At 63.5% G+C, this 26,443-nt stretch carries 25 protein-coding genes; 15 read left to right on the top strand and 10 right to left on the bottom strand.

Translation table 11 applies throughout. From position 1 onward, the window contains the following. Positions 1-21: 21 nt before the first annotated feature. From ACFWXH_RS01665 to lepA, 3 genes are all read right to left on the bottom strand, one after another. A complete protein-coding gene (locus ACFWXH_RS01665; RefSeq protein WP_379116953.1) occupies positions 22-2,199 on the bottom strand; it encodes a malate synthase G in 2,178 nt (725 codons plus the stop codon). A 657-nt stretch (positions 2,200-2,856) separates the two neighbouring features. Beyond that, entirely contained in the window at positions 2,857-4,878 is a 2,022-nt protein-coding gene (locus ACFWXH_RS01660; protein ID WP_379116951.1) for a hydantoinase/oxoprolinase N-terminal domain-containing protein, read from the bottom strand. A 348-nt stretch (positions 4,879-5,226) separates the two neighbouring features. Continuing rightward, the gene (lepA, locus tag ACFWXH_RS01655) at positions 5,227-7,035 is read right to left on the bottom strand and encodes a translation elongation factor 4 (protein WP_054309139.1); all 1,809 of its coding nucleotides are present in this window, start codon (positions 7,033-7,035) and stop codon (positions 5,227-5,229) included. 147 nt (positions 7,036-7,182) lie between these two features. Between lepA and ACFWXH_RS01650 the strand changes: the two genes are divergently transcribed. From ACFWXH_RS01650 to msrA, 4 genes are all read left to right on the top strand, one after another. Further along, entirely contained in the window at positions 7,183-8,232 is a 1,050-nt protein-coding gene (locus ACFWXH_RS01650; RefSeq protein ID WP_379116949.1) for a TadE/TadG family type IV pilus assembly protein, read from the top strand. Between the two features lie 169 nt (positions 8,233-8,401). Then, positions 8,402-9,115, top strand: coding sequence for a DUF1223 domain-containing protein (locus ACFWXH_RS01645; RefSeq protein ID WP_379116947.1), 714 nt, complete (start codon positions 8,402-8,404; stop codon positions 9,113-9,115). Positions 9,116-9,229: 114 nt separating this feature from the next. Next, on the top strand, positions 9,230-9,538 hold the full coding sequence (locus ACFWXH_RS01640; RefSeq protein WP_379116945.1) for a hypothetical protein: 309 nt from the start codon (positions 9,230-9,232) through the stop codon (positions 9,536-9,538). Positions 9,539-9,668: 130 nt separating this feature from the next. Beyond that, positions 9,669-10,412, top strand: coding sequence for a peptide-methionine (S)-S-oxide reductase MsrA (gene msrA, locus ACFWXH_RS01635; protein ID WP_379116943.1), 744 nt, complete (start codon positions 9,669-9,671; stop codon positions 10,410-10,412). A 74-nt stretch (positions 10,413-10,486) separates the two neighbouring features. Here msrA and ACFWXH_RS01630 read toward each other — a convergent pair whose 3' ends face one another. Next, entirely contained in the window at positions 10,487-10,750 is a 264-nt protein-coding gene (locus ACFWXH_RS01630; RefSeq protein ID WP_379116941.1) for a PepSY domain-containing protein, read from the bottom strand. Positions 10,751-10,990: 240 nt separating this feature from the next. On the opposite strand from ACFWXH_RS01630, the gene ACFWXH_RS01625 reads away from it, so the two are divergent. Together ACFWXH_RS01625 and ACFWXH_RS01620 are read left to right on the top strand one after the other, a co-directional pair. Then, positions 10,991-11,917 (top strand): ABC transporter ATP-binding protein, encoded by a 927-nt coding sequence (locus tag ACFWXH_RS01625; protein ID WP_054309466.1) that lies wholly within the window; start codon positions 10,991-10,993, stop codon positions 11,915-11,917. Continuing rightward, on the top strand, positions 11,914-12,675 hold the full coding sequence (locus ACFWXH_RS01620; RefSeq protein ID WP_054309144.1) for an ABC transporter permease: 762 nt from the start codon (positions 11,914-11,916) through the stop codon (positions 12,673-12,675). Before ACFWXH_RS01625 ends, ACFWXH_RS01620 begins: the two co-directional genes overlap by 4 nt. A 12-nt stretch (positions 12,676-12,687) precedes the next feature. Here the strand turns inward: ACFWXH_RS01620 and ACFWXH_RS01615 are convergent, their stop codons facing one another. Then, a complete protein-coding gene (locus ACFWXH_RS01615; protein WP_379116938.1) occupies positions 12,688-13,728 on the bottom strand; it encodes a phosphatidylglycerol lysyltransferase domain-containing protein in 1,041 nt (346 codons plus the stop codon). 158 nt (positions 13,729-13,886) lie between these two features. Here ACFWXH_RS01615 and ACFWXH_RS01610 point away from each other — a divergent pair, with 158 nt between their 5' ends. Then, the gene (locus tag ACFWXH_RS01610; protein ID WP_379116936.1) at positions 13,887-15,017 is read left to right on the top strand and encodes a flavin-containing monooxygenase; all 1,131 of its coding nucleotides are present in this window, start codon (positions 13,887-13,889) and stop codon (positions 15,015-15,017) included. A 50-nt stretch (positions 15,018-15,067) separates the two neighbouring features. On the opposite strand, the gene ACFWXH_RS01605 is transcribed toward ACFWXH_RS01610, so the two are convergent. Together ACFWXH_RS01605 and ACFWXH_RS01600 are read right to left on the bottom strand one after the other, a co-directional pair. Beyond that, positions 15,068-17,074 (bottom strand): PhoX family phosphatase, encoded by a 2,007-nt coding sequence (locus tag ACFWXH_RS01605; RefSeq protein ID WP_054309147.1) that lies wholly within the window; start codon positions 17,072-17,074, stop codon positions 15,068-15,070. A 106-nt stretch (positions 17,075-17,180) separates the two neighbouring features. Further along, on the bottom strand, positions 17,181-18,005 hold the full coding sequence (locus ACFWXH_RS01600; RefSeq protein ID WP_379116934.1) for an alpha/beta fold hydrolase: 825 nt from the start codon (positions 18,003-18,005) through the stop codon (positions 17,181-17,183). A gap of 142 nt (positions 18,006-18,147) precedes the next feature. Between ACFWXH_RS01600 and ACFWXH_RS01595 the strand changes: the two genes are divergently transcribed. The 8 genes from ACFWXH_RS01595 to sigJ all read left to right on the top strand — a co-directional run bounded on the left by ACFWXH_RS01595 (position 18,148) and on the right by sigJ (position 23,674). Continuing rightward, positions 18,148-18,336: a hypothetical protein gene (locus ACFWXH_RS01595; RefSeq protein ID WP_054309149.1), complete on the top strand. Its 189-nt coding sequence runs from the start codon at positions 18,148-18,150 to the stop codon at positions 18,334-18,336. A 106-nt stretch (positions 18,337-18,442) separates the two neighbouring features. Continuing rightward, entirely contained in the window at positions 18,443-18,766 is a 324-nt protein-coding gene (locus ACFWXH_RS01590; protein WP_379118908.1) for a hypothetical protein, read from the top strand. Between the two features lie 61 nt (positions 18,767-18,827). Further along, positions 18,828-19,526, top strand: coding sequence for a phosphatase PAP2 family protein (locus ACFWXH_RS01585; protein ID WP_054309151.1), 699 nt, complete (start codon positions 18,828-18,830; stop codon positions 19,524-19,526). A gap of 92 nt (positions 19,527-19,618) precedes the next feature. Beyond that, positions 19,619-19,870 carry a helix-turn-helix domain-containing protein gene (locus tag ACFWXH_RS01580; protein ID WP_054309152.1) on the top strand — a complete coding sequence of 84 codons (252 nt, stop codon included), beginning with the start codon at positions 19,619-19,621 and terminating at the stop codon, positions 19,868-19,870. Positions 19,871-20,068: 198 nt separating this feature from the next. Continuing rightward, entirely contained in the window at positions 20,069-21,784 is a 1,716-nt protein-coding gene (locus tag ACFWXH_RS01575) for a SulP family inorganic anion transporter (RefSeq protein WP_379116931.1), read from the top strand. Between the two features lie 90 nt (positions 21,785-21,874). Next, positions 21,875-22,246 carry a hypothetical protein gene (locus ACFWXH_RS01570; protein ID WP_379116929.1) on the top strand — a complete coding sequence of 124 codons (372 nt, stop codon included), beginning with the start codon at positions 21,875-21,877 and terminating at the stop codon, positions 22,244-22,246. Next, complete coding sequence (locus tag ACFWXH_RS01565) at positions 22,246-22,806, top strand: hypothetical protein (protein WP_379116927.1); 561 nt, start codon at positions 22,246-22,248, stop codon at positions 22,804-22,806. Before ACFWXH_RS01570 ends, ACFWXH_RS01565 begins: the two co-directional genes overlap by 1 nt. Continuing rightward, positions 22,799-23,674 carry an RNA polymerase sigma factor SigJ gene (sigJ, locus tag ACFWXH_RS01560; RefSeq protein WP_379116925.1) on the top strand — a complete coding sequence of 292 codons (876 nt, stop codon included), beginning with the start codon at positions 22,799-22,801 and terminating at the stop codon, positions 23,672-23,674. Before ACFWXH_RS01565 ends, sigJ begins: the two co-directional genes overlap by 8 nt. Before the next feature lie 45 nt (positions 23,675-23,719). Here sigJ and ACFWXH_RS01555 read toward each other — a convergent pair whose 3' ends face one another. The 3 genes from ACFWXH_RS01555 to ACFWXH_RS01545 all read right to left on the bottom strand — a co-directional run bounded on the left by ACFWXH_RS01555 (position 23,720) and on the right by ACFWXH_RS01545 (position 26,427). Continuing rightward, positions 23,720-24,655, bottom strand: coding sequence for a CHAD domain-containing protein (locus ACFWXH_RS01555; RefSeq protein WP_379116923.1), 936 nt, complete (start codon positions 24,653-24,655; stop codon positions 23,720-23,722). Continuing rightward, entirely contained in the window at positions 24,652-25,125 is a 474-nt protein-coding gene (locus ACFWXH_RS01550) for a CYTH domain-containing protein (protein ID WP_054309158.1), read from the bottom strand. The genes ACFWXH_RS01555 and ACFWXH_RS01550 overlap by 4 nt, the downstream gene beginning before the upstream one ends. Positions 25,126-25,203: 78 nt before the next feature. Further along, on the bottom strand, positions 25,204-26,427 hold the full coding sequence (locus ACFWXH_RS01545) for an MFS transporter (RefSeq protein WP_379116920.1): 1,224 nt from the start codon (positions 26,425-26,427) through the stop codon (positions 25,204-25,206). Between the last annotated feature and the right edge of the window lie 16 nt (positions 26,428-26,443).

The following is a 26,443-nucleotide window of genomic DNA, read 5'->3' as shown; positions in this document are numbered from 1 at the left end:
CATGATGCTTAGCCGACGGGCCTAGGCGGCGCCCTGCTTGGCCTTCAGTTCGAGGCGGCGCTTGTGCAGCACCGGCTCGGTGTAGCCGTTCGGTTGGTCGCGGCCCTTGAACACCAGGTCGCAGGCGGCACGGAAGGCGATCGATTGGTCGAAATCCGGCGCCATCGGCCGATAGCTCGGATCGCCGACATTCTGCGTATCGACGATGACCGCCATGCGCTGCAGCGAATCCAGCACCTGAATGTGCGAGCAGATGTCGTGATGCAGCCAGTTGGCGATGTGCTGCGAGGAGATGCGCAGCGTGGCGCGGTCTTCCATCAGACCGACATCGTTGATGTCGGGCACCTTGGAGCAGCCGACGCCCTGGTCGATCCAGCGCACGACATAGCCCAGGATGCCTTGCGCGTTGTTGTCGATCTCGCGCTGGATCTCGTCCGGCGTCCAGTTCGGGCGCTTGACCACCGGCACGGTCAGGATGTCGTCGAGCCTGGCCTTCGGCCGGCTCTTCAGGCCTTCCTGCACGGCGTGCACGTCGACCTTGTGGTAGTGCGTGGCATGCAGCGTCGCCGCCGTCGGCGACGGCACCCAGGCGGTGTTGGCGCCCGCCTTGGGATGGGCGATCTTCTGTTCCAGCATCGCCGCCATCAGGTCGGGCATCGCCCACATGCCTTTGCCGATCTGGGCATGGCCGGCGAGACCGCATTCCAGACCGGTGTCGACGTTCCAGTTCTCATAGGCCGAGATCCAGGCGGCCTGCTTCATGTCGCCCTTGCGCAACATGGCGCCGGCTTCCATGGAGGTGTGGATCTCGTCGCCGGTGCGGTCGAGGAAGCCGGTGTTGATGAACACCACGCGCTCCCTGGCGGCACGGATGCATTCCTTGAGGTTGACGGTGGTGCGCCGCTCCTCGTCCATGATGCCCATCTTGATGGTGTTGGGCTTCATGCCGATCAGCTTTTCGACGCGGTCGAAGATCTCGACGGCGAAGGCGACTTCCTCCGGCCCGTGCATCTTGGGCTTGACGACATAGACCGAACCTTCGCGCGAATTGGCGCGGCGGCCGTTCTCGCCGACATCGTGCAGCGCGATCAGCGCGGTGATCGCGGCATCCATGATGCCTTCCGGCACTTCCGCGCCATCGGAGAGCAGGATGGCCGGATTGGTCATCAGGTGGCCGACATTGCGCACTAGCATCAGCGAGCGGCATTTCGCCAGGAAAGTCGAGCCATCCGGTGCCGTGTAATCGAGGTCGGGATTGAGCTTGCGGGTGAAGGTCTTGCCGCCCTTGGTCACCTCCTCGGCAAGGTCGCCCTTCATCAGGCCGAGCCAATTGCGGTAGACGACGACCTTGTCCTCGGCATCGACCGCCGCGACCGAATCCTCGCAGTCCATGATGGTGGTGAGCGCCGATTCCAGCCAAACGTCGGAAATATGGGCGGCATCGTTCTTGCCGATGGTCGAGTTGGGATCGAACAGGATCTCGATGTGCAGGCCGTTGTTGGCGAGCAGGAACTGGCCGGGGCTGGCAGCCTCGCCGAGATAACCTACGAACTGCTCCGGCCGCTTCAGGCCGGTGGTGCGGCCGCCATTGAGCGACACGCGCAGCGCGCCGGCATTGATGGTGAAGGAGCGCGCATCCTGCCAGGCAGCGCCATCCAGCGGCGCGGCCTCGTTCAGGAAATCGCGCGCCCAGGCGATCACCTTCTCGCCGCGCTTGGGGTTGTAATGCTTGCCTTTCTCGGCGCCGTCGGTCTCGGGAATGGCATCGGTGCCGTAGAGTGCGTCGTAGAGCGAACCCCAGCGTGCGTTGGCGGCGTTGAGTGCATAGCGCGCATTCATCACCGGCACGACGAGCTGCGGGCCGGCCACGACGGCGATCTCGGGGTCGACATTGTCGGTGGAGACGCTGAAGGCCGGGCCTTCGGGCAGCAGATAGCCGATCTCCTTCAGGAAGTCCTTGTAGGCGGCGATATCGACCGGCGCGCCGTTGTCGCGATACCAGCGGTCGATCTTTTCCTGGAAGTCGTCGCGTTTCTTCAGCAGCGCGCGGTTTTTCGGCGCGAGATCGTGCACCAGTTTGGAAAAGCCGGCCCAGAAGTCGGCGGCGTTCACGCCGGTACCGGCAACTGCCTCATTGGCAACGAAGTCATGCAGTTCGCGAGCGATCTGCAATCCGGCGATCTCGATCCGATCGGTCATATATACAGTCTCCAGAAATGCCGCCTGGGAGCGAGGCGGCAAAGCAGGTTCCGCAAAAATGTTCCACGGTTTTGCGGCGGGAACCTGCGACGAATAACAAGCCTAACCAACGCTGCGTGACCACGCATCGTCAGGATGGGGCGGGCTTTGGCATGTCAGCGCCGCCCGGTCAATTCGTCGTCAGTCGCAAACCGGGTGTCGCAGCAGAACAATCGATTTAGTGCCGTGGCAGGACGGCTCGGCATGTTCGGCCGCCCCGCCCTCAGACCCGGTGCGTTTGTATCGCCAGCGTTCCGGAATGGATCCCCGACACTCTCCGGTCGCCTCGCTCCCCGCGAGGTCGAGGATGACGGGCTTCATTTGCTGCCGACGCAAATTGTCACCGGCAGTTCCTGGCACCACCAGCATAGGCAGGCCTCAGCATTGTCCAACATTGGCACCAAACCAACATCAGGACATCTCCAATTTCGGCATGTCGCTAACGTTCGAGATTAACCGAGGCGCCCCTCACAACCGTCATCCTCGACCTCGGAGGGAGCGAAGCGACCGGAGAGTGTCGGGGATCCATTCCGGAACATCGCAGAACGAGCTACAGACCGTTCTAGGCAGTTGTACGCTATTGCTCACCCATTCAAAGGTGTCGACAAAAAGCGCCCCCTAAGCCGCGATACGCGGCCGGCCGGCGGCGGTGGCCACGATATGCGCCTCGATGAACATGCGCTGGCCCTCGACCACGGAAGCGCGGATATCCCGCGCGACGTCGATCTCGGCGGCATCGGTGCCCGCCTCGCCGGCGCGCAGGGCGACGAGCTTGCGCACATCGGCTTCCGCCTTGGCCATCGCATCTTCCTCATTGATGAAGTCGCGCACGCCTTCGCCGGACGAGACACGGAACAGCCCTTCCTTCGGCTGGCTGACGCGCGCTTCTGCCGTCACGCGCACCTGGCCGACCACGGCGCCGAGCGCATTGGCGACATCGGTATCGACCGGCACCACGCACTCATTGCCGACCAGCGGGGCAAGTGCCGCATAATGCAGCGGCGCCGAGGCGCCGAGGCCGATCACCGGGCGATCAAGCGCCACAGTCAGCCTTGCGATGCCGGGATGCGCGTCGACCGCGCGCTGCACCAGTGCATGCGCCACGGTGGCGGCACCATCCAGCCCGTCCTCCGCGAAGGCGGTCTCCAGGATGACTTCCGCCGAAACCCTGGTCAGCGCCACCAGCACCCGCTCCGAGATCTCCTCGGGCGAGGCGGCGATCGCCTGGCCGCGCCCGTCCTTGCGGCGAGCCAAGAGCTCGGCGCCGAGGCGGGCGGCACGAGCATCCCAATTGGCCTGCTTGCCCAGCGTGTGCGCCGCATCCGAGGGCGTGAAGCCGACGACATGCACCAGTCCGCGCGCCACCAGCCGGTTCAGCGTCGCATTCTGTGCATTGGAGGTCAGCAATCGGTCGATCGGCAACGGCACGCTGCCGATCGCCTCGTAGAGCTTGGTTTCCGGCCCACTCAATCCTGCCGCCAGCCGCTCCGGCACGCCGGTGCGCACGGCAAAGCGTCCGTCCATGCGGCCGGGGTTCGGCGCGCGCAACTGCCGATCCAGTTCGCCTGTCACCGCCTCGCCGTGGGCAAGGCCGGCCAGCGCGAGTGGGACGACGCGGCGGGGACCAAGGAGGATCTTCGGTGTCAGCCCACCATCTTCCAGGGCCACTTCGGAATCGCCACCCAGACCGAAGGTGCGCATGGCGACGGCTTCCACCATTGTGCGGAAGCCGCCGACCGTGGCGCCTTCCGGGTCAAGTCGCGGCCGGCCTCCGTCGAGCACGGCGACGTCCGTCGTGGTGCCACCGATGTCGGAAACGACGGCATCGTCCAGTCCGGTCATATGGCGGGCGCCGACCAGCGAGGCCGCCGGTCCCGAAAGAATGGTCTCGATCGGCCGCTGGCGCGCGAAATCCGCCGACACGAGCGCACCGTCGCCGCGTACCACCATCAGGGGGGCAGCGATGCCGCGCTCGATGAGGAAGCCTTCCGTAGCCGCCACCAGCCGGTCGATCATGGCGATCAGCCGCGCATTGAGCAAAGTGGTCAGCGCCCGGCGCGGCCCGCCGAGCTTCGACGACAATTCATGGCTGCAGGTGACCGGCAGGCCGGTCACCTCGCGGATCAGCTCGCGCGCGGCGAGTTCATGGGCGGGGTTGCGGGTGGCGAAATAGGCGCAGACCGCGAAACCCGAGACGGACCGGCCAAGCTCCGGCAACGCCGCCTCCAGTTCGGAAAGGTCGAGGGCTGCCGCATTGCCATGCACATCATGCCCGCCGGGGCAGAAGAACACCGGATCGGTGCCCAGCGCCGCCTTCAGCCCGTCACGCTCGAGATCGGCCTGGCCGAAGCCGATCATGATCAGGGCCACCCGCCCGCCCTGCCCTTCCACCAGCGCGTTGGTGGCGAGCGTGGTCGACATCGAGACCAGCTTGATGGACGCAGAATTGGTGCCGGTCTGTTCCAGCACCTGCCCGACAGCGCCGGAGATGCCAACGGCAAGGTCATGCCGCGTGGTGAGCGATTTCGCCTTGGCGACCACCGTGCCTTTGCCACCCGTGTCCGACCACAGGACCGCATCGGTGTAGGTGCCGCCGGTGTCGATACCGAGGAAAAGCGGAGCAGAGGAAGAAACAGTCACGGCAGGGCCCAAGCAAGACAGAAGCTGCCCGGGCTTTAGACCATCATGGCTGGCCGCGAAAGGCGGATAGGCTGGGCCAGAGACCAGCTTGAGAACCGCAAGCGCCTAGGCGGGACCACGTTTCTGTTGCCCGGCTTCTTCCAATTCCTGGCTGAGCGGCTTGATCGACGGATCCAGCGGTTCACTTACTTCAGGTGCGGCAGTCTTTATTGGAGCCGGCGGCACGGTCCGGCCGGACGCACAGGCTGACAGCAGGACAAGAAGGAACAGAACGAAGGAACGGGTCATCTGGATGATAGAGCTCGCATCACCTCACGAGGCGACGCGTCAAGCCGAACGGCCCGACTGCTAATTATCCCCCATCTTCAGCGCTTCGATGAAGGCCGCCTGCGGGATGTCGACCTTGCCGAACTGGCGCATGCGCTTCTTGCCTTCCTTCTGCTTGTCCAGCAGCTTGCGCTTGCGGGTGACGTCGCCGCCGTAGCACTTGGCGGTCACGTCCTTGCGGAGCGCCGAAATCGTCTCGCGCGCGATCACCTTGCCACCGATGGCAGCCTGGATCGGGATCTTGAACATGTGCTGCGGGATCAGCTCCTTCAGCTTCTCGCACATAGCACGGCCGCGCTTTTCGGCCGCCGTCCGGTGCACCAGCATGGAGAGCGCGTCGACCGGCTCCTCGTTGACCAGGATCGACATCTTGACGAGGTCGCCTTCCTTGTAGTCGGTCAGGTGATAGTCGAAGGAAGCATAGCCCTTGGAGATCGACTTCAGCCGGTCGTAGAAGTCGAAGACCACTTCGTTGAGCGGCAGTTCGTAGACCAGCATGGCGCGCTTGCCGACATAGGACAGGTCGATCTGGATGCCGCGCCTGTCCTGGCACAGCTTCAGGATGCCGCCGAGATAGTCGTCCGGCGTCAGGATGGTGGCGCGGATCCAGGGCTCCTCGATGTGGTCGATCTTGACCACGTCGGGCATGTCGGCCGGGTTGTGCAGTTCCTTCACCGTACCGTCGGTCAGCGCCAGGCGGTAGACGACGGAAGGGGCCGTGGCGATGAGATCGAGGTCGAACTCGCGCTCCAGCCGCTCCTGGATGATCTCCAGGTGCAGAAGGCCGAGGAAGCCGCAGCGGAAGCCGAAGCCGAGCGCAGCCGAGGTTTCCATTTCATAAGAGAAGGACGCGTCGTTGAGGCGCAGCTTGCCGACGGCGGCGCGCAGATCCTCGAAATCGGCGGCATCGACCGGGAACAGGCCGCAGAACACCACCGGCTGCGCCGGCTTGAAGCCCGGCAGCGCTTCCGCGGTCGGGCGGCGGTCCTCGGTGATGGTGTCACCGACGCGGGTATCGGCCACTTCCTTGATGGAGGCGGTGATGAAACCGAACTCGCCAGGACCGATCTCGTCGGCCTGGATCATCTTCGGCGTGAAGAAGCCGGTGCGCTCGACCGGGTATTTGGCACCGGTGCCCATCATGCGGATGGTCTGGCCCCTCTTGAGCACACCATCGATGACGCGCACCAACACGATGACGCCGAGATAGGCGTCGTACCAGCTATCGACCAGCATGGCTTTGAGCGGCTTGGCGGCATCGCCTTCGCGCGGCGGCGGCAGCTTGGTGACGATCGCTTCCAGCACCTCCTCGATGCCGATACCGGTCTTGGCCGAAATCAGCACGGCCTCGGAGGCGTCGAGGCCGATCACCTCCTCGACCTGTTCCTTGATGCGGTCCGGCTCGGCGGCGGGCAGATCGATCTTGTTCAGCACCACGACGATCTCGTGGTTGGCGTCGATGGCCTGGTAGACATTGGCCAGCGTCTGCGCCTCGACGCCCTGCGAGGCGTCGACCACCAGCAGCGAACCCTCGCAGGCGCGCAGCGAGCGCGACACTTCATAGGCGAAGTCGACATGGCCCGGCGTGTCGATGAGGTTCAGCACATAGTCCTGGCCGTCCTTGGCCTTGTAGTTCAGGCGCACGGTCTGCGCCTTGATGGTGATGCCGCGCTCGCGCTCGATGTCCATGTTGTCGAGCACCTGCTCCGTCATCTCGCGCGCTTCCAGCGCGCCGGTCATCTGGATGAGGCGGTCGGCCAGGGTCGACTTGCCGTGGTCGATATGGGCCACGATCGAAAAATTGCGGATGTTGGAAATGGGCGTGCTCATGGCGCGGCCTTTATCAGGGGCGGAATGCTCCGGCAAGCGGCGGGATCGCTGGGGTTGCGCACAGCCGTTAAATCTTTAGCGGTTGTGTTAGCCGGGCGTTGGAAAGGCGCATGTTATCAGCGGCGCATCGTCACCCGGGATATCCCCATGCGAAAGCTCTGCCTGAAGTTCCTGACCTCCAAGGAAGCCTCGCTCGTGCCGGCCTTCGCACTGTCGGCACTGCCGCTGCTTGCCGTGCTCGGCATCTCGGTGGATTACACGTCCGGCATCAACTCGAAGAACGAGATGCAGAATGCGCTGGATGCGGCAACCCTTGCCATCACCACGCTGCCGACCGACACCACCCTGGCCAAGCGGCAGGAAGCGCTGCAGGCCTTCTATACGGCCAACAAGGGCGACGGCACGGCGACGCTGACCAGTTTCAAGGTCGATACCGACGGCACGGCGCATGCCTTGTCCTCGGCAAGTTACAACATGCCGACCGACTTCCTGCGGCTCGCCACCATCACCAACGTGTCGATTACCGCGACCTCCGCCGTGACCAAGACGCCGGCGCTGATCAAGGCGACGTTCAAGGTCGACAAGGCCTCGGGCTGGTGGGACAAGAAGATGACGTTGTTCGGCATACCGTTCGAATCCAAGACCACGCAGGAATTGATGCGGATCACCTATACCTACAACAAGGGCGGCGACTCCAAAGGCTACGGCACCACGACCGTGTCGGTACCCAATATCAATGGCGTCTACCAGGATGTGCAGACGCAAACCTGCGTCACCAAGAACAAATCCGACTACGGTCGCAAGAATCCGATTCCCGCCGACGCCATCATCAACGGCGAGAAGGTGACGACCTGCTCCATCACGCTGGATACGACCGGAGGCAAGGGCGCGGCCATCGATGTAACCAAGATGGACGTCCTCTACCTGCAGATGGATGTGCCATCGGGAAGCCCCAAGGTGCTGAAGTCCAACGACCCGGCAACCTCCAACCGTCTCTATATCGATGGCGTCGAGGTCGCGACCGGCAAGACGATCGACATCTTCCGCGTGGTGCCCTGCGGGCAGAGCAGCTCGCAAGCGTGGGAAGACGGCGGCAACGCGGTGCCGGCGCCCGTTTCCAATGCGGACTTCTTCTACACAGTCACCGGACAATGCGCCTTTTCACAGCGGCCATCGGAAACGGTCTTGACCCAATAATTCCTGCCCGACCTCAAGTTTACTCTCGTCTGCTCGACCCGCCCGGACCTGTCCGTGGCGGGTTCTTTTTTGCGCGCGAGATCACGAAGCGGTGATCGGCGTAACGAGAGGCCGCGTCATCGCGAATGTCCGAATGAAGCCGGCGGGCGGCAGCGAAACGGAGCAGGCGATGCGCGCGAAATCGGTACGTAGCAATCTGGTTGGCACGGCGAGAGGCATGGCGGCGGGCGCCTTGCTCATGGCAGGCACATTCGCAGCAGCGGCCCAGCCGCTCACGGTGGTCGAACTCTTCACCAGCCAGGGCTGCTCGTCCTGCCCGCCGGCCAATGCCAATCTGATCAAGCTGAAAGACAGGCCGGGCGTGCTGGCGCTGTCCTTCGCCGTCACCTACTGGGACTATCTCGGCTGGAAGGACACGTTCGGCCGGCAGGAATTCACCGACCGCCAGGTGACTTATGAGCCGGCGCTCGGCCGCAGCGGTCCGTTCACGCCGCAGATGGTGGTCAACGGGCGGGCGGACACGGTCGGCAACCAGCTTTCCGACATCGAAACGCTGATCGGCAAGGACACGTCGCCAGCCGGACCGGAGCTGTCGCTGGCCGATGGCAAGGCCACCATCGGCGCCGGCACGGCACCCCCGGACGGCGCCGACATCTGGCTGGTGCACTACCGGCCGGGCGTGGTCGACGTACCGGTGGGGCGCGGCGAAAACAGTGGCCACACGTTGCCGCACGCCAATGTGGTGCATGCGCTTACCCGTCTCGGCACATGGTCCGGCGAAGCGGCGACGCTATCCCTTCCGAAGGCCGGCGACGGCCTTGCCACTGCCGTCCTGGTGCAAACGCTACATGGCGGACCGATCCTGGCCGCGGCCGCCGAATAGGTTGCGCGAACCGTCTTCCGGCCAATCCCGGCCGGAGATTTGCGCGGTCGCAGGACGGCCGCGTGCAACAGGCGCCGACAGATGCGCCACCATCAAGCCTCGAAGGAGAACACCATGACCCGTCTTGCCCAGATCAGCCTTCCCGCCCTTGCCTTGGCTTTCGCCGCAACCGCTTTTGTCGCCGGCAGCGCACGCGCCGAAGATGCCATGAAACCTGCCGACAAGATGGCCACCGAAAAGATGGCTGCGGACTGCAAGGAGAAGGCGGCCATGGAAAAGGACGCCATGAAGAAGGACGAGGCCATGAAGGCCTGCGACGACATGGGGGCGATGAAGAAGGACGGAGCCATGAAGTCCGACAACGCCATGAAGCCCGCGGATGCGATGAAACCTGCGGACGCGATGAAACCGAAGAAGCAGTGACTGTGACCCTTCGACCCTCTCTTTCCACAGAGAGGGTCACCCCTTCACACAGCATCGTGAAAGCCATTTCGCCCGGGCCATCGTATAGTGCGAACCGTTGCCCGGCCCTTGGACAAAAAGGAGCCCCTGCATGATCCGACATCGCAAATCCAAGGCAGCAAAGCCATGGAAGGCCTTCGGCGTGTCCGCGCTGGCAGGCCTCGCGCTGACTGCCACGGCACTGACCTTCCTGCAGGCGCCCACACGCGCTGCCGAGGAAGCCGTGAAGATCCCGCCGCCCGCCGTCGACGAAAAGCCGGCATCAGGCTTGCAGAAAGCCGTGTTTGCCGGCGGTTGCTTCTGGGGCGTGCAAGGTGTGTTCCAGCACGTCAAAGGCGTGACGAAAGCCGTTTCCGGCTATGCCGGCGGGGCGGCCGACACGGCCGAGTACGAGCGCGTCGGCTCGGGCAACACCGGCCACGCCGAATCCGTCGAGATCACCTACGACCCGTCAAAGGTAAGCTACGGAAAGCTGCTGCAGGTCTATTTCTCGGTGGCGCACAACCCCACCCAGCTCAATTACCAGGGGCCGGATTACGGCACCCAGTACCGTTCCACGGTGTTCGCCGCCGATGCCGGGCAGAAGAAGATCGCCGAGGATTACATCGCCCAGCTCGACACGACGAAGGCGTTTCCCGAGAAGATCGTGACGACGCTGGAGACCGGCAAGGCCTTCTATCCCGCCGAGGACTATCATCAGGACTTCCTCGAGCGGAACCCGACCTATCCATACATCGTCTACAACGACCTGCCGAAGATCGAGAATTTGAAGACGATGTTTCCGGACCTCTATTCGGACAAGCCTGTCCTGGTCATGGCGAGCCCGAAGAGCTGACCGCCGGCCCAGCCAAAAAAAACCGCGCCGCTTTTCTCCGGCGCGGTTTCTTTTGAGCTATCGGAACGAGCCCCTTATTGCAGGTTCATCGGCGTCGCGGTGACCGGATCGTATTTGATTTCGACCTTGGCGGCGTCCTTGGTGAAATAGGTGACTTCGTAACCCTTGTTGTCCCAGTCGACCTCGTCGATGAAGGCGAAGTCCGGCCTCTGCTCGACCTTGGCGATGATCTCCGACAGTTTCTTCGCGTTGGGCGGCGGCACGTCCCTGGCCTGCGCGCCCGCCGGCGCTGCTGCGGCAATCACGGCAATGGCCGCGAAAACAGTGATGGCACGCATGTATTCCCTCCGAAATCTGGCGCGCAATGCGCGTTTGCCCGACTGCCCTTTGCATAACTCATCGCATTGACGATCGTTCCGCAAGCCGCCAACGCATGAACGTCCCTGAGGCAATTGGTTCCCGTCCTAGCCGCATGGCCAGTGATGGCGAGATATGTCAGCAGGCGCCTTGATTTCGGGTTGCGGGAACCGACATTCAGGCGCACAAGGCAAATCCTTTCCAATCAGACCTTTTTCATCATGCAATCCGTCATCTCCGTTTCCGGTGTCTCGAAAACCTATGCCACCGGCTTCAGCGCGCTGAAGAACATCAATCTCGACATCAGGCGTGGCGAAATCTTCGCTCTTCTCGGACCCAATGGCGCCGGCAAGACGACGCTGATCTCGATTATCTGCGGCATCGTCAACCGCTCGGGCGGCACGGTCACCGTGGACGGTCACGACATCTCGAGCGACTATCGCGCCGCGCGCAGCCTGATCGGGCTGGTGCCGCAGGAACTCACGGTGGAATCCTTCGAAACGGTGCGCTCGGTGATGGCGTTCAGCCGCGGCCTGTTCGGCAAGCCGGCCGACCCTGCCTTCATCGAAAAGGTCCTCAAGGACCTGTCGCTGTGGGAAAAGCGCGATTCCAAGATCATCACCCTCTCCGGCGGCATGAAGCGCCGCGTGATGATCGGCAAGGCGTTGTCGCATGAGCCGAAGATCCTGTTTCTCGACGAGCCGACTGCCGGCGTCGATGTGGAACTGCGCAAGGACATGTGGGCGCTGGTGCGCACCTTGCGGGAATCCGGCGTCACCATCATCCTCACCACCCACTACATCGAGGAAGCCGAGGAGATGGCCGACCGGGTCGGCGTCATCAACAAGGGCGAGATCATCCTGGTGGAGGAAAAGGCGGAGCTGATGCGCAAGCTCGGCCGCAAGCTGCTGAAGCTCGAACTGCGCAATCCCCTCACCGCCGTGCCGGCCGGCTTCGAAACCTACAATCTCGAGCTTTCGCCCGACGGCAGCAGGCTTACCTATACCTATGACAACCAGGCGGAACGGCCAGGTGTCGCCTCGCTGATCCGCGACCTCGACCAGGCCGGCATCCAGTTCCGCGATCTCGACACCGAAAACAGTTCGCTGGAGGAGATCTTCGTCTCCCTGGTGAGGAGGCAGTCATGAACCATCGCGCCGTCTGGGCGATCTACAAGGTGGAGATGGCGCGCACGCTGCGCACCATCATGCAGAGCGTGATCTCGCCGGTCATCTCGACCTCGCTCTATTTCGTGGTGTTCGGCGCCGCGATCGGCTCGCGCATCACCGAGGTCAACGGTGTGAGCTACGGCGCCTTCATCGTGCCGGGGCTGATCATGTTGACGCTGCTCACCCAGTCGATCTCCAACGCTTCCTTCGGCATCTACTTCCCGAAATTCGTCGGCACGATCTTCGAGCTCCTGTCGGCGCCGGTCTCCTATCTGGAGGTCGTCGTCGCCTATGTCGGGGCGGCGGCCACCAAGTCGATCGGCATCGGCTTGATCATCCTGGCCACAGCTTCGCTCTTCGTCGATCTCAACATCGAGCACCCGTTCTGGATGCTGGGATTCCTGGTGCTGACGGCTGTGACTTTCAGCCTGTTCGGCTTCATCATCGGCATCTGGGCCAATGGTTTCGAACAGTTGCAGCTGATTCCGCTGCTGGTGGTGACGCCACTCACCTTCCTCGGTGGTTCGTTCTATTCCATCGACATGCTGCCGGGCGTCTGGCGCACGATCTCGCTGTTCAACCCGGTCGTCTATCTGGTCAGCGGCTTCCGCTGGGCCTTTTTCGGCCATTCCGACGTGGCGGTGGAGATCAGCCTCGGCATCACGCTGGCCTTCCTGGTGCTGTGCATCGGCGTCGTCGGCTGGATCTTCAAGACCGGATACCGGCTGAGAACGTAACAGCAGCGCTCCTCAAATCGCCTTCAGCAATCTCAGCAGAGCCAGCATGCCGCTGGCGGTACCGCGCTTGAACGCGATATAGGCCGGTTCCTCCACGCCGTGAAAACGGCGCTTGAAGGCAGCCTGCCCCTGAAGGTTGAAGCGATAGCGGTTGACCAGCCTGGAATCGAACGCCCGACTGAAGGCGCCGCGCCAGAACGTGCTTTCGGGAAAGCCGCTCGGCGCCATATCCGCCAGCGGCGACAGGCCCAGCGTCACCGACGAAATACCCTCTTCACGGAACCGGTCGACCGCAAATTTGGTCAGGCCGATCTCGGCATGTGGAGTGGCGCCGGCCAGCTTGCGCTTGAAAGCGGTGGTGTAGCCCGTGACCTTGCCATCGCTGGAGATCGGATCGAAATCGAGCAAGGCGGTCAGTTTGTTGTCCGGGTCCAGCAGCACGAAACGGCGCATGCCGGGACCGGGCAGGATCGGGAACGGTCGGTTGAGGAAAGCCATCTCGCGCCGCGCGACGATGCGGCCGGATCGCCATTCATCGGAAAGGCGGCGCACCTCGTCGGCATCGACCAGCCCACCCTCGTCCTCGGTCAGCGTATAACCCTTCTTGACCAGCCAGCGCTCGGAATAACGCACGGTTTCGTTGGGCTTGCCGGAGAAATCATGCGCCGGCAGCGGCAGGCGCGTGTCATAGCCGATGCGGCTGACCTGATAACCGAGGCCGGACAGGATTTTCGCTGTCGCCTCGCCGATCTGCACGAACCAGGGCGAACTGGCGATCTCGACGAAGCGGCAAATCAGCGCGGCGCGATCGGCATCGCCGACGACCGGATCGGCCAGCGCATAATGGCGGCCCATCATGGTCTGGAAGGCGACATAGCCGTTTTCATCGCCGAAATAGGACAGCAGCGGCTGCGTGGCTGTGGAATAGGCAAGCGAGAAATCGCCGTGCTGTGCGAGCATTTCCAGCCGCTTGGCAAGCGACAGGCTGGCGCGCGGCACAGCGGCAGCGCGGTCGTCGAGGAAGCGGTCTATGCTCTTGCGGAGCGAGCCCATGAATTACGCCCAGATGATACCCGAAGACGGCCCATCGATCCGTCTTCCGAATCAACAAGCCGCTGCCACCCCTCAACCCTCTCTTGCCATATCGCCGTCGGTGCCACATAGCGCAATCAAGTTGCGGCTGGGATGTCGCGAAAGGATTTGGTGGAAATATGACCGAAACGATCGAAGAGGTGATCGTGATCGGCGCCGGTGCCGCCGGACTGGCGACGGCCGACGCGCTGGCCCGGCATGGCATCAAGGCCAGCGTGCTCGAAAAGGAAGCCCATATCGCCGAACCGTGGCGGCAGCGCCACGAGCGGCTGGCGCTCAACACGCATCGCGACATGTCCTATCTTCCGGGCATGCCCTATCCCAAGGGTGTGCCGGCCTTTCCGCCCAAGGCTGCCGTCATTGCCTATCTCGAACGCTATGCCGAAGAACGCAACATCGCGGTCGAATTCGGCACCGAAGTCGAGCGTGTCGCCCGCGAAGGCGACCACTGGGCGGTTCGTACCAACAAAGGCACCCGCCGCGCCAGCAACGTCGTGATCGCCACCGGCCACGACAAAATACCGTGGATGCCGGACTGGCCAGGGGCATCGGAATACAGAGGGCGCCTGATCCATGCCGCGCAGTTCGGCAGTCCCAAGGACTACGAAGGCAAAAGCGTACTGGTGATCGGCGCCGGCAATTCAGGCTTCGACGCGCTGAACTATCTGATCGGCGCCAAGACGGCCATGATCCATCTCGCTGCCCGTGCTGGCCCCTCCATCCTGCCCAAACGGATCGGCAAGATCGCCGTGCAACGCTTTTCGAGGATCACCAACGCGCTGCCGATCCCGCTCGGCAATTTCGTGGTGGCGCTGGTGCAGCGCCTGTTGTTCGGAGACCTTCGTAAGCTTGGCTTCGCGCCGGTAAAGAAAGGTGGCATCAGCCGGCTGAAGGAAGATCACGTCGCGATCGCCGCCGACGACGGCGCGATCGCCGCCATCAAGGCCGGCCGCATCAAGGTCGTGGCTCCCGTAACCGGCTTCAAGCCGGAGCATGTCGTGCTGGCCGACGGAACGAAGGTCAAGGCCGATGTCGTCATCGCCGCCACCGGTTACCGCACCGGGCTGGACAAGATGCTGGACGGCCTCGGCGTGGTGGACGACAAGGGCAAGCCGAAGGTCAATGGGGCTGAACCGGGTGGCCAGCCGGGCCTGTGGTTCATTTCGATGCAGCCGAGCATCGTCGGCCACTTCTACGCCGCAGGCCAGGAAGCGAAAGCCATCGCGGCGAAGATCGTCGGCCGGAAATAGCCGCGGGGGAAGCTTTTGCCACCCCTGCGCGGTGTCGGTGGTGGAATTCGCTAAACTCCGATCTTGCCGCCATCCTGCTTGGTGATGGCAACGACCGAAGGCCGTACAGGCATATCCGGCTTGAAGTCCGGCCAGCGGGTGGACAGATCCTCGTAGTAGGACGGCCGTCCGAACGGCTCCCAGTCGGTACCGCCGTCGCCCGGATGCTGTACGGCAACGAAGGCGGTCTTGTCGTCCGGCGCAAACTGCGGGCCGCACATTTCCGCCCCCACCGGCACGCGGAAGAACAGCTTGGAGGTAGCCCGCGCCGGCCCCTCGGTGTCGACCGCCCAAAGACCGTCGGTGCGGCCGGTTTCCTTGGCATTGTTGCCGTCGGTGGCCACCCACAGCCGGCCGGCTGAATCGACGGCGCAATTGTCCGGCATGCCGAACCAGCCGTTGGCGGTCGTGGCGGTGGAGAAGGAGGCGCCGACATCGGCCACCGAGGGATCACCGCATTTCAGCAGGACTTCCCACTTGCCCTTGGTCGCGGCAAAGTCACCGCCGTCCTCGGCGATCTCGATCATATGGCCGAAGGCGTTCTTGGCGCGCGGATTGGCGGCATCAACCTGGTCGTCCTTGCGCTTGGTGTTGTTGGTCAGCATCACATAGACCTTGCCGTTGACGGCATTGGGCTGGATGTCCTCGGGACGATCCATCTTGGTGGCACCAAGCAGGTCGGCGGCACGGCGCGTCTCGATCAGCACGTCGGCCTGGCTGTTGAAGCCGTTCTCGGCGGTCAGCGGCCCTTGGCCGAAAACGATGGGCAGCCACTCGACACCGCCGTCCTCGGCGAACTTGGCGACATGGAGCGTGCCTTCGTCGAGCAGATCCTTGTTGGCGGCCGGATTGGCCGGATCGAACTTGCCCGCGGTGACGAATTTGTAGACATAGTCGAAACGCTCGTCGTCGCCGAGATAGAAGACGACGCGGCCATCCTTGGCCACGATCGATTCCGCGCCTTCATGCTTGAAACGGCCAAGCGCGGTGCGCTTCTTCGGCATCGAGTTCGGATCGGTGACATCGACCTCGACGATCCAGCCGAAGCGGTTCGCCTCGTTCGGTTCCTTGGCAAGGTCGAAACGGTCGTAGTGGGCACCCCACTCGTAGGCCCCCTCCGGTATGCCGAGCCGCTTGTAGTTCTCGGTTTCCTTGTGGCCCTCCGGCAATGCGCCGGAGAAATAGCCGTGGATATTCTCCTCGGCCATCACGTAGGTGCCCCAGGGCGTGACACCGCCGGCGCAGTTGTTGACGGTGCCCAGCACCTTGGTACCCGATGGATCGGCATTGGTCTTGACGCGGTCATGACCGGCGACCGGGCCGGAGAGCGCCATTTCGGTGTTCGCGGTGACGCGGCGATTCAGCTTGCCGTCACGCACGACCTGCCATTTGCCGCCTTCCTTGCGGATCTCGACGATGGTGCCGCCATGCGCGGCCATCTCGACATCGACTTGGTCCTTGGTAAGTGGCGCAAGTTCCAGCGCCTTCTTGCCATCCTTTTCCACCACCTTGACGATGCCCGGGAACATCAAATGCGGGTTGGTATATTCGTGATTGACCACCAGCAGCCCGTGCTCAGGCGAACCTTCCAGCGGGATATAACCGACGAAATCGTTGTTGTAGCCGAACTGCCTGGCCTGGGCCTCGGCCGTTTGCTTGGTAGGATCGAAGGCTGGAGCGTCGGCAAACAGCGGATCGCCCCAGCGCAGGAGCACGTCGGCGTCGTAGCCGGCGGCGACATGGTGCTTGTCATCGATGCCTGCCTCGACCTCGTCGAAGGTAAAGGCCGACCCGCCCTCGGCCGCCCGCGCCTCGTCGGCGCTCATCAGGGCAAGCGGACTGACGGTGACGGCAATGGCCGAAACGGCGAGCGAGCCCTTCAGGAAACCGCGGCGCGAGAAGCGCGCGGCGATGATCTCGCCCATGGTACGGTTGTCGGTCGGATTGATCGCCGGACCTTCATTTTCTTCGAGCAGGCTGGTGCGAAAACGAATCTCGTCTTGCGGCTGGTCCGACATGGCTGACCTCTGGCTGTTCGGGTTGGCTGGGCTGCGTGTCCGAAACCTGCGTAGCGGCCGGGCTTAACAGTTTCATGACGCAGGACGCGTCCAGCCCCTCCCGTCATCAGCCCCTGTCTGACAGAAATGCGTTCAACAGAGCCAGAACACGGTCGGGTGCCTCCAGTTGAGGCAGATGGCCGACACCCGCGAGCGTGTCGAACGACGCCTGTGGGATGAGGCGGTGAAGCGCCCGGCCCCTTTCCAGAGGAATCCAGGGATCGTCCTCGCCCCAGATGATCGCAACCGAACAGCGGATATCACCGAACATCGGCTCGACCTCGGCCGTGTATCGCTCATCGGCCTGTGCGAATTGCCGATAGAAACTCTGCCGCCCCGCCTCTCCAAGCCAGGGTTCGACCAGCGTCTCGAAATCTCCCGGTTCGATGCCATTGGCGATTGCCCCCTTGACATAGGCCTCCACCACCGCCCGATGGATGTGCGGCGGCAGGCCAAGGAATGCATCCACGTGGCGGCCGACGTGATCGAAGAATTCCGAACCCCATGGCCGCATGGCGACGACATTCATCAACACATAGCGCCCATAGTCGCAGCCGTGCAGCAGATGGGCACGCAGCGTTGTCGCGCCGCCGAAATCATGGGCGATAACGACAGGGCTTTCGAGGCGCCAATGCGCCAGCATCTCGGCGAACACCTGTCCCTGCACATCGAGCGAGGTGCGCTGCGTGGCGCTCTTCTCCGATCGACCATAGCCCGGCATGTCGTACCAATGGACACGATAGTGTCCGGCCAGCGCGGGAATGATCCGATGCCAGGAAAAGGACGACCACGGCCAGCCATGCGCCAGCACAAGATCCGGGCCGATACCGGCCCGGCCGGCTGCCACTCGTCCCGCCGACGTCGGCACGATCTCATCAAGTTTCCACGACATAGCGCCATCCTGCAGGGTTCGAAGACTCGCCGGCAGGGTGCAGGAAGCGCAATTTTGAATCAAATACCGCCTCCGGAATTTCCGTTCCCGCAACCGAATCGTTCCATGCTTTCAATGGCGGTGGGTAAAGAACGGAGCACCGATGAACAGTGATTTTGCCGCCGCGCGCCTGCATCTCGAACGGGCAAGCCACTACCTGCGCGGGAACGACCAGACCAGCAAGAAAGCCTGCGAGGCGCTGGACATTCTGATCGAAGCCATCGTCACGGCCCAGCACACCAAACCGAAAGGCCAGGTGATCGAGTTTCCGAAGACGGTTCAGCTGCGCTAACCCGCCGTGCCAGATGCTGCGCACTTGACCAGCGCCCGCCGTTGGGAAACAAGCTTGCGCAGTGGGTATTCGGGCTTGGCGGAGGCTATCGGTGAACGTGTTCGGCATGGCGCAACTCGGTGTCTCCACCGTGATCTTCCTGGCTGCCGCGACGGCGGCCAAGCAATGGGCGCTGGCGCCGAGCCTCGGCAAGATCGCCGTCACGCTGGCACTCTACACGCTCGGCAATCTGATCATGCTGAAGCTGATCCGCGACTTCGGCATGTCGATTTCCTTGAGCCTGTCGGCTGTCATCCAACTGGTGGCCGTGAACGCCGTGGCGCTGGCTTTCTTCGGCGAGCGACTCACCACCATCCAGGCTGTTGGCGTGGCACTAGCAATCGTCGCCGTCGCGCTCGTCACGCTGGGGCCTTATTTGCAAGGCCGATGACAGCGATGCCGGGATTGGATAATGCCGGCCTCCTTCGACAACCGGCATTACGGCAGGATTGATGCGCAAAACCATTTCGACGCTTTACGACCGGATCGAGTTTCCGGTGCTCCTGGCAGGCATCATCGTGGCCGGCGGGCTTTGGGGTTTCGTCGAACTGATGGAAGTCGCACGCGATACCGCCCCGCACACGTTCGACACGCAAATCCTGCTTGCTTTCCGCGAGGCGGGCGACCCCGGCAATCCGATCGGTTCACCGCGCTTCGAAGGTGCGGTGCGCGACATCACCGCACTCGGCAGTGCTGTCGTGCTGACGTTGATCACCGCAGCCACCATTGTCTATTTCCTGCTCATCAAGCGCTGGACGACCGCGCTGTTCGTGCTGGCGGCGGTCGGCGGCGGCCAGATCCTGGCCACACTGCTCAAATTCGGCATCGATCGGCCACGGCCCGACCTCGTATCGAAACTCGCCGTCGAAACCTCGCTTTCCTTCCCGTCCGGCCACGCCATGCTCTCGGCGGTCACCTACCTGACGCTCGGCACGTTGGCGGCGCGTTTCCTGCCCGGCCATGTCACCAAGATCTATGTCTTCGTGCTCGCGGTTCTGTTGACGCTGATGGTGGGCGTGTCGCGCCTCTATCTCGGCGTCCATTGGCCGTCCGACGTGCTGGCGGGCTGGTGCGCGGGTTTCGCCTGGGCCATGCTGTGCTGGCTGGCGGCGCGCTTCATGCCGCGCGGCCACAACGGCGAAACGAGTTGAGTTAAGGTATTTTCAATCCATATTCATGTTTGACACATCATTATGAAAGTATCATACATTCATACCGCAGACTCAGACGGGAGTTCTGACCGGTGATTACCGCTGCACAGATGCGTGCGGCGCGGGCACTGGCCGGCATCGACCAGAAGACGCTCGCCGAGCGCGCCGGCGTTTCGCTGCCGACCATCCAGCGCATGGAAGCCAGCGACGGCGTGGTACGGGGCGTGGTCGACACGCTGATGAAGGTCATCCAGGCACTTAACGAGGCCGGGGTGGAATTGATCGGCGACAACCAGGCCAGCGATCGCGGCGGCAGGGGCGTGCGGCTGAAGAACTCCGTATAGGATTTCCCGGTCCGGGTCGGCTTTGAGCAATTCCAGGAAAAGCGTGTAGCGGTTTTCCGTCCGGAATTGCGCAAAAACAAAGGGTTAGAGCGTTTCCACGAAAAACGGAAACGCTCTAGGGTTCGCGACGGCGACCGCCGACTTTCCGCAAGACCATTGCGATGCCGACGATGCCGACGCTTTTGCGGAAGGCATGCCATGGATCAGCTCCGTCGCCGGCAGGCACACAAGGCCAGGCCGACATTTTCCGAACTGTTCACGCCGAAACTGATGACGGTATTGCGCGAAGGCTACCGTTTGCCTCAACTGCGCGCCGATGCCCTGTCGGGGCTGACCGTCGCCATCGTGGCGCTGCCGCTTTCCATGGCGATCGCGATTGCTTCCGGTGTGACTCCGGAGCGCGGTCTGTTCACGGCGATCGTCGGCGGTTTCATCGTCTCGGCGCTCGGCGGCAGCCGTTTCCAGATCGGCGGGCCTGCCGGTGCCTTCATCGTGCTTGTGGCCTCCACCGCCGATCGGCAGGGTCTGGACGGGCTCCTGCTCGCCACGATGATGGCCGGCGTATTCCTGCTTGCCATCGGCTATCTGAGGCTCGGCACCTATATCAAATACATCCCCTATCCGGTGACGGTCGGTTTCACCGCCGGCATCGCCGTCATCATCTTTTCCGGCCAGATCGTCGAGTTGCTGGGTCTCAAACTGCCCGGCAAGGAACCCGGTCCTTTCGTCCCGAAACTGATGGCGTTGTGGGAGGCCGGCGGCACGCTGAACCCATCCGCGGCCGGTATCGCCCTTCTGTCCATCGTCACCGTGATGGCTCTGAAGAAATGGCGCCCGCATTGGCCCGGCATGCTGGTGGCGGTCGCCTTGGCTTCCCTTGTGGTGGCGCTTTTTGCCCTGCCCGCCGACACGATCGGCTCGCGCTACGGCGGCATTCCGCGCAGCTTGCCCTTGCCCGCTCTGCCGGCCATGAGCCTCGACAAGGCGATTGCCGTGCTGCCGGATGCAATTGCGTTCGCCCTGCTCGGCGCCATCGAATCCCTGCTGTCGGCGGTGGTGGCCGACGGCATGACCGGGCGCCGCCACCGCTCCAACTGCGAACTGGTGGCGCAAGGCTTTGCCAATATCGGCTCGGCATTGTTCGGCGGCATCTGCGTCACCGGCACCATCGCGCGCACCGCCACCAATGTGCGCGCCGGCGCATACGGACCGGTCTCGGGCATGCTGCACTCAGCCTTCCTGCTTCTGTTCATGCTGGTGGCAGCACCGCTTGCCAGCTACATCCCGCTGGCTGCGCTTGCCGGTGTGCTTGCCGTCGTTTGCTGGAACATGGTCGAGAAGCAGGCGATCGCAGTCTTGCTGCGCTCCTCCAGCGCGGATGCGCTGGTGCTTGCGGCAACCTTCCTGATCGTTGTCTTCCGCGACCTCACCGAAGGTATCGTCGTCGGCTTCGCACTGGGATCGGTGCTGTTCATCGACCGCATGGCCAAGGCCGTGGCAATCGCCGAAAGCGAGCCACCATTGATTGCGGAGGATGTCGCCGACACCACCAATGGCGACCGCCGCGCCTACGACGCAAGCGAGGCCAGCGACCCCGACACGGTCGTGTATCGCATTTCCGGCGCCTTCTTCTTCGGCGCCGCCTCGACGGTGGCGGCCGTACTCGACCGCATCGCCGACCAGCGCAAGAACTTCATCCTCGACTGTTCCCAGGTGCCGCTGTTCGATTCCACCGCCGCCAATGTCATCGAAAGCACGGCGCACAAAGCCAGGAAGGCCGGCGTACGTTTCGTCATTGCCGGCGCCTCGCCGCAAACCCGGCGCATGCTGATCACCCACGGCGTCAAGCGCCCGCTGGTGACCTTCGCAGCTTCAGTGAAAGATGCAAAAGCGCAGTTGAGAGCCGACGCTTGACCCGTTTTCCCTAACGGTGGCCGCAAAAAACGTCTCGCTCGATGTCACACCTCCCCGGCCTATCCCGTCAAAGGCCCAAGGAGAAACGACATGCGAACCTTGCTTATCCTCATCGGCCTCTACCAGAGCGCCAACGGCGTCTTCATGCTGGGCGCACCTGCGCTTTGGTATGCCACCATTCCCGGTGTCACCGAAACCGGCCCTTCCAACCCGCATTTCATCCGCGACATCGGGCTTGCCTTCATCGCGGCGGGCGTCGGACTGTTCCTTGGCGCCTTCAAGTACGATCGACGGACAGTCCTCGTCGCCTCCATCTTTCTCGGTGGTCATGCGCTGCTGCATCTCGCCGAACTGCTGCACGGCACCACGCCGATGGACGCGCTGCGTGACATCACGCTGATCGCAGTGCCTGGGCTCCTGCCTCTGGCCGCGCTCACCGCTCCCGATAGGAGGATCGCCTGATGCTTGCCCTCCTGCTCAAACGTGCGTTCCGCAAATTCGGCGGACGCTACGGCTATGACACCGGCTACCTTGCAGAACTCGCCGACACCGACGCCACCGGCGCGCTCAAGGTTGCATTGGTTTCGTTCTTCACCGACCACCGCTTCGGACTGGAGGCCGCACCTTATTTCGCCGCGAAAATCACCGCGGCGCGACAGACCGATTGCGGCTCTTGCCTGAGGCTCACCATCGCCATGGCCCGCGAGGCCGGCGTGCCCATGCGCGATATCCGCGCCATGCTCCTGGACGGCGCGGAAAGCGCGCCGCGCAACATGGCGCTTGCCCGCCACTATGCCGAAGCCGTGCTGGCCAACGACCCGGCATTGTTGAATATCCTCGCAGCCTGCGAGGCGCGCTGGGGCAAGAGAGGCGTGGCCGGGCTTGCGGCGGCGACGGTTTCAGGCTCCTTCTACCCGCTGCTCAAGCGAGGGCTCGGCCACGGCAACAGCTGCGAGCCGGTAATGGCCTGGCTGGCCGGCGAGGCGAAAGAGGAGGCAATGCTGGAGACGATCGATGGCTGAGGATCCGCGGCTCGCCGCCTATCTCGGCGAACGCCACCGACTGACCCGGCTTGCCTACCGCTACCTCGGCTCGGCAAGCGAAGCGGAGGACATCGTGCAGGACGCCTGGCTGCGCTTCGCGGGTGTCGACGAGCCGGAGGATGCGCCCAGGCTGCTCTCGCGCATCGTCACCAATCTGTGCCTCGACCGGCTGCGCTCGGCGCAAATGCGGCGCGAAACCTATGTCGGGCCGTGGCTGCCAGAGCCGATCGTGGAACGGGCTGGTGCGGTCGAACCCAACACCAATGATGCGGCACTCGACATCTCCTTTTCGGTGATGCGGGCGCTGGAGCGGCTGTCGCCGCTGGAGCGGGCGGCGCTCTTCCTGCACGACCTCTATGACGTACCGTTCGAGGAGATCGCCGAGACGCTGAAACGCACGCCGGCCGCCTGCCGGCAGATGGCGTCGCGCGCGCGCAGGATGCTCAGGCAGGACCAAAGCCGCTTCCCGGCCTCGAACGAGGACGTGGCCCGCTTCGTTGCCGTGTTCGAGAAAGCGATGCGCGGTGGCGACATCGAGCCGCTGAAGGCATTGCTGGCTGCGGATGTCGAATATGTCTCGGACGGCGGCGGCAAGGTCCTGGCGGCGACCAACGTGCTGCTGGGCAGCGATGCCGTGGCGAAATTCATGATCGGCGTGGCGCGCAAGAACCCGGATCCGGCGCATACCATCGTAGCGCCCGCCGCCATCAACGGCGCGCCAGGACTTGTCGTCACGATTGCCGGCAAGATCGAACAGACGATGAGTTTCGAGGTCAATGCCCGAGGTGCGATCTCGGGCGTCTATGTGGTGCGCAATCCTGACAAGCTGATGGATGTGAAGATGTGAGCGTCGAACCGGCCTCCGGCTTGCAGCCACCGGATTCGATCGATCTCAAGCTGCCCAGAGCGTCGTCGTCGAAACGGCGGCGAATTGAAGCCGCAGCCGCTCGGTCAGTTTCGCAATCTTGCGCTTCCAGTCGTGTTCGAAAAGGGCGGCCGTGCCAGCCAGGCTTTCCTTGCGCAGGCGTTTCGCCTCGCGCTTCAGATCCTTTTCGATCGTCCTCAGCGCTTCGGGTGCGAGCTTGAATGCTTCGGCGTCCTTGCTCAATAACGCGCCGAAGACAGCGAGGTCGTTCAGATCCCCGAGCTTGCCGCCGAGCTTGTCCAGTGCCTTCCGGCGCGCCTTGTCTCCACCCGGCCACAGCTTGCCCAAGAGATCGAGCTGGGCGGCATGAACCTTGACGGCCTTGCGCAGGTCGTGGAAATCGTCTTCCTTGCCGTGCGAACGGGCCTTGGTGAGCGCCTTCTTCGCGCGGTCGATGGCTGTTTGAACGCCTCGCGCAACGATAGCAGCCGAAGCATTTGGATCGGCCGGCAGGGACAGCGCACCGACCCTCAGCAACCCCTGGCGGCATGTGGCCGTGGCTGCATCGATGACGGAAGCGAAGGCGGTGATGTCGCTCATCGCGGCATTGCGGCGCTCGACCAGCACGGCGCGAAGACCGGCATAGAGCTCGGCGTGATGCGGATGCGCCTCCGCAAGCCGGTCGACGGTTTCGATCAGCGCGGTTGCTTCGCGCGGTCCTGCCAGGCTCGCCGCCACGTCGCGATAACGCGCATTCTCCGCCTTGAAGAAGGTCTCGTCGCCGGGGCGCACAAGGCGCAGCAGCGCCCGCACCGCCTTCAGCCGACGCCGGCATTTGTGCAGATGTTCCTCCGGCTCGGCATGCGCCCGCGCCAGATGGTCAAGCGCCAGATGGACATCCTGCCTCAGCAGCCGCATGGCGTCATTGGCCAGGGCCAGGTTCGGGTCAAGCCGCGCGCTCATGGCACCAGTTCCGGAAAACCGTTCAGCGCCAACGAAGCGTTGGAGAAACGCAATTCCCCCGTCACCTCCCGCCCGAGCCAGGCGGGCAGCAAGGCATCCGGCACGCTATCCTGCGTTTCGAGCTCGGCCACCTCGAGCCCGTCGAGCACGTCGTTGAAGACATCGACCTCGTATTCATAGCCGCAATGGCGCACATGATGACGGGTTTTGCGGATGATGTTGCCGATGGCGAAGGCCATCATCTCGCGCGCCTCGGCGAGCGGCACCGAATATTCGAACTCGTCGCGGACCCTAAGGTCCGATCCGAACTTCAGCGTCAGCTTGGCGGTCTTGCCGTCGCTGATGCGCATGCGGATCGAGCGTTCCGAGGAAATGGCCAGATAAAACTGGGTGATGGCGACGCTGCGCTCCACCGCCTTGCGCCAACCCTCGTCCCTTATCAGAAACTTGCGTTCGACTTCCTTGGCCATCACAAGGAATAAAGCGCGGCGGCGGCAGCAAATCAACCGCAATTGCGGGATGACGTGGCATGCACGCTGCAGGCATTGTCACTGCGGCGGGAAAAGACAATCAACAGCAAGCGCCGCCAGAGCTATCGCGATGCCGATGGTGCAAACCGCCGGCCAGCCACCCCATGCCCAGGCAAGACCGGCAATTGCCGAGCCAGCAGCGCCGCCAAGGAAAAACAGCCCGACAAACAAGCCGTTGAGACGGCCCCGCGCTTCCGGCTGCAGAAGGTTGATGACGCGCCGACCCAGTGTCTGGTCGCCCGTGACACCGACGTCGAGCAGAACGGCGCCGGCCCCCAACAGCAAGAGAGGCAAAAGCCAGGAACCGGATCGGGCCAGCCCCGCCCATACCGACAGGGCGAAGGCGGCAACCATGAGACAGTGCGAAAGGACCGTGCCCTGCCGCGTCCAGCCATGATCGCCGGCGCGCCCGAACAGCGGCGTCACGACCGCACCGCCTGCGCCGGCAAGCGCAAAAAGAGCTATGCCGCGCTGACCGAGATCGAAGGGTGGTTCCGCCAGCCGAAGCGCCACGGATGTCCAGAACAGGCTGAATGCCGCCATCGAGAGGCTGGCCGTGAGGGAATGGCGCCGCAATTCAGGCTCGGAACGCAGCAGTTTCCAGAGCGAGGCAACCAGTGCCGGATATCCGGCATCGCCCGCGGGCCATCGCCGCGGCAGCCGCATCGCCAAGACCGCGCCGAGCAGCAGCATCGCCGTGGCACTGGTGCCATAGAAGGCTCGCCATCCAAAGGTGTCGGCAATCAGGCTGGCAGCAGGACGCGCCAGAAGGATGCCGATCATCAGACCGCTCATCACATCGCCGATGATACGGCCGCGCCGCTCGGGTTCCGCCATGGACGCGGCGATGGGCACCAGGATCTGGATCGCCGAACAGGCCGCGCCGAGGACGAAAAGAACAGCCATCAGCAGACCCGCATTGGGCGCAAGCGTCGCGGCAATCGCCGCCAGCACAGCGCAGCCCAGCATCCGCAGCACAAGCGCGCGGTTCTCCAACAGGTCGGCCAAGGGAACCAGGAAGAACAGTCCGGCCGCGTAACCGAGCAAGGTTGCCATTGCCACCAGCCCTCCCGTTCCCGTCCCGAAACCGAAGGCGGGGCCGATCAAACCGACAAGGGTCTGCGGAGCAAAGAGGTTCGTCACGATCACGCCGACGGCGACCGCGAACAGAAACACCTGCCAGCCGGTGATGGAGCCGGGACGCGCCACACCGCAGGCTGCATCGGTGACGTTCGTGGACATGGAAGGGCTCCTTCGT

It is taken from the genome of Mesorhizobium sp. NPDC059054, assembly GCF_042739215.1.
GTDB lineage: Bacteria > Pseudomonadota > Alphaproteobacteria > Rhizobiales > Rhizobiaceae > Mesorhizobium.
Note: the sequence above shows the minus strand (reverse complement) of the source record. Positions and strands in the feature narration are given on the sequence as shown.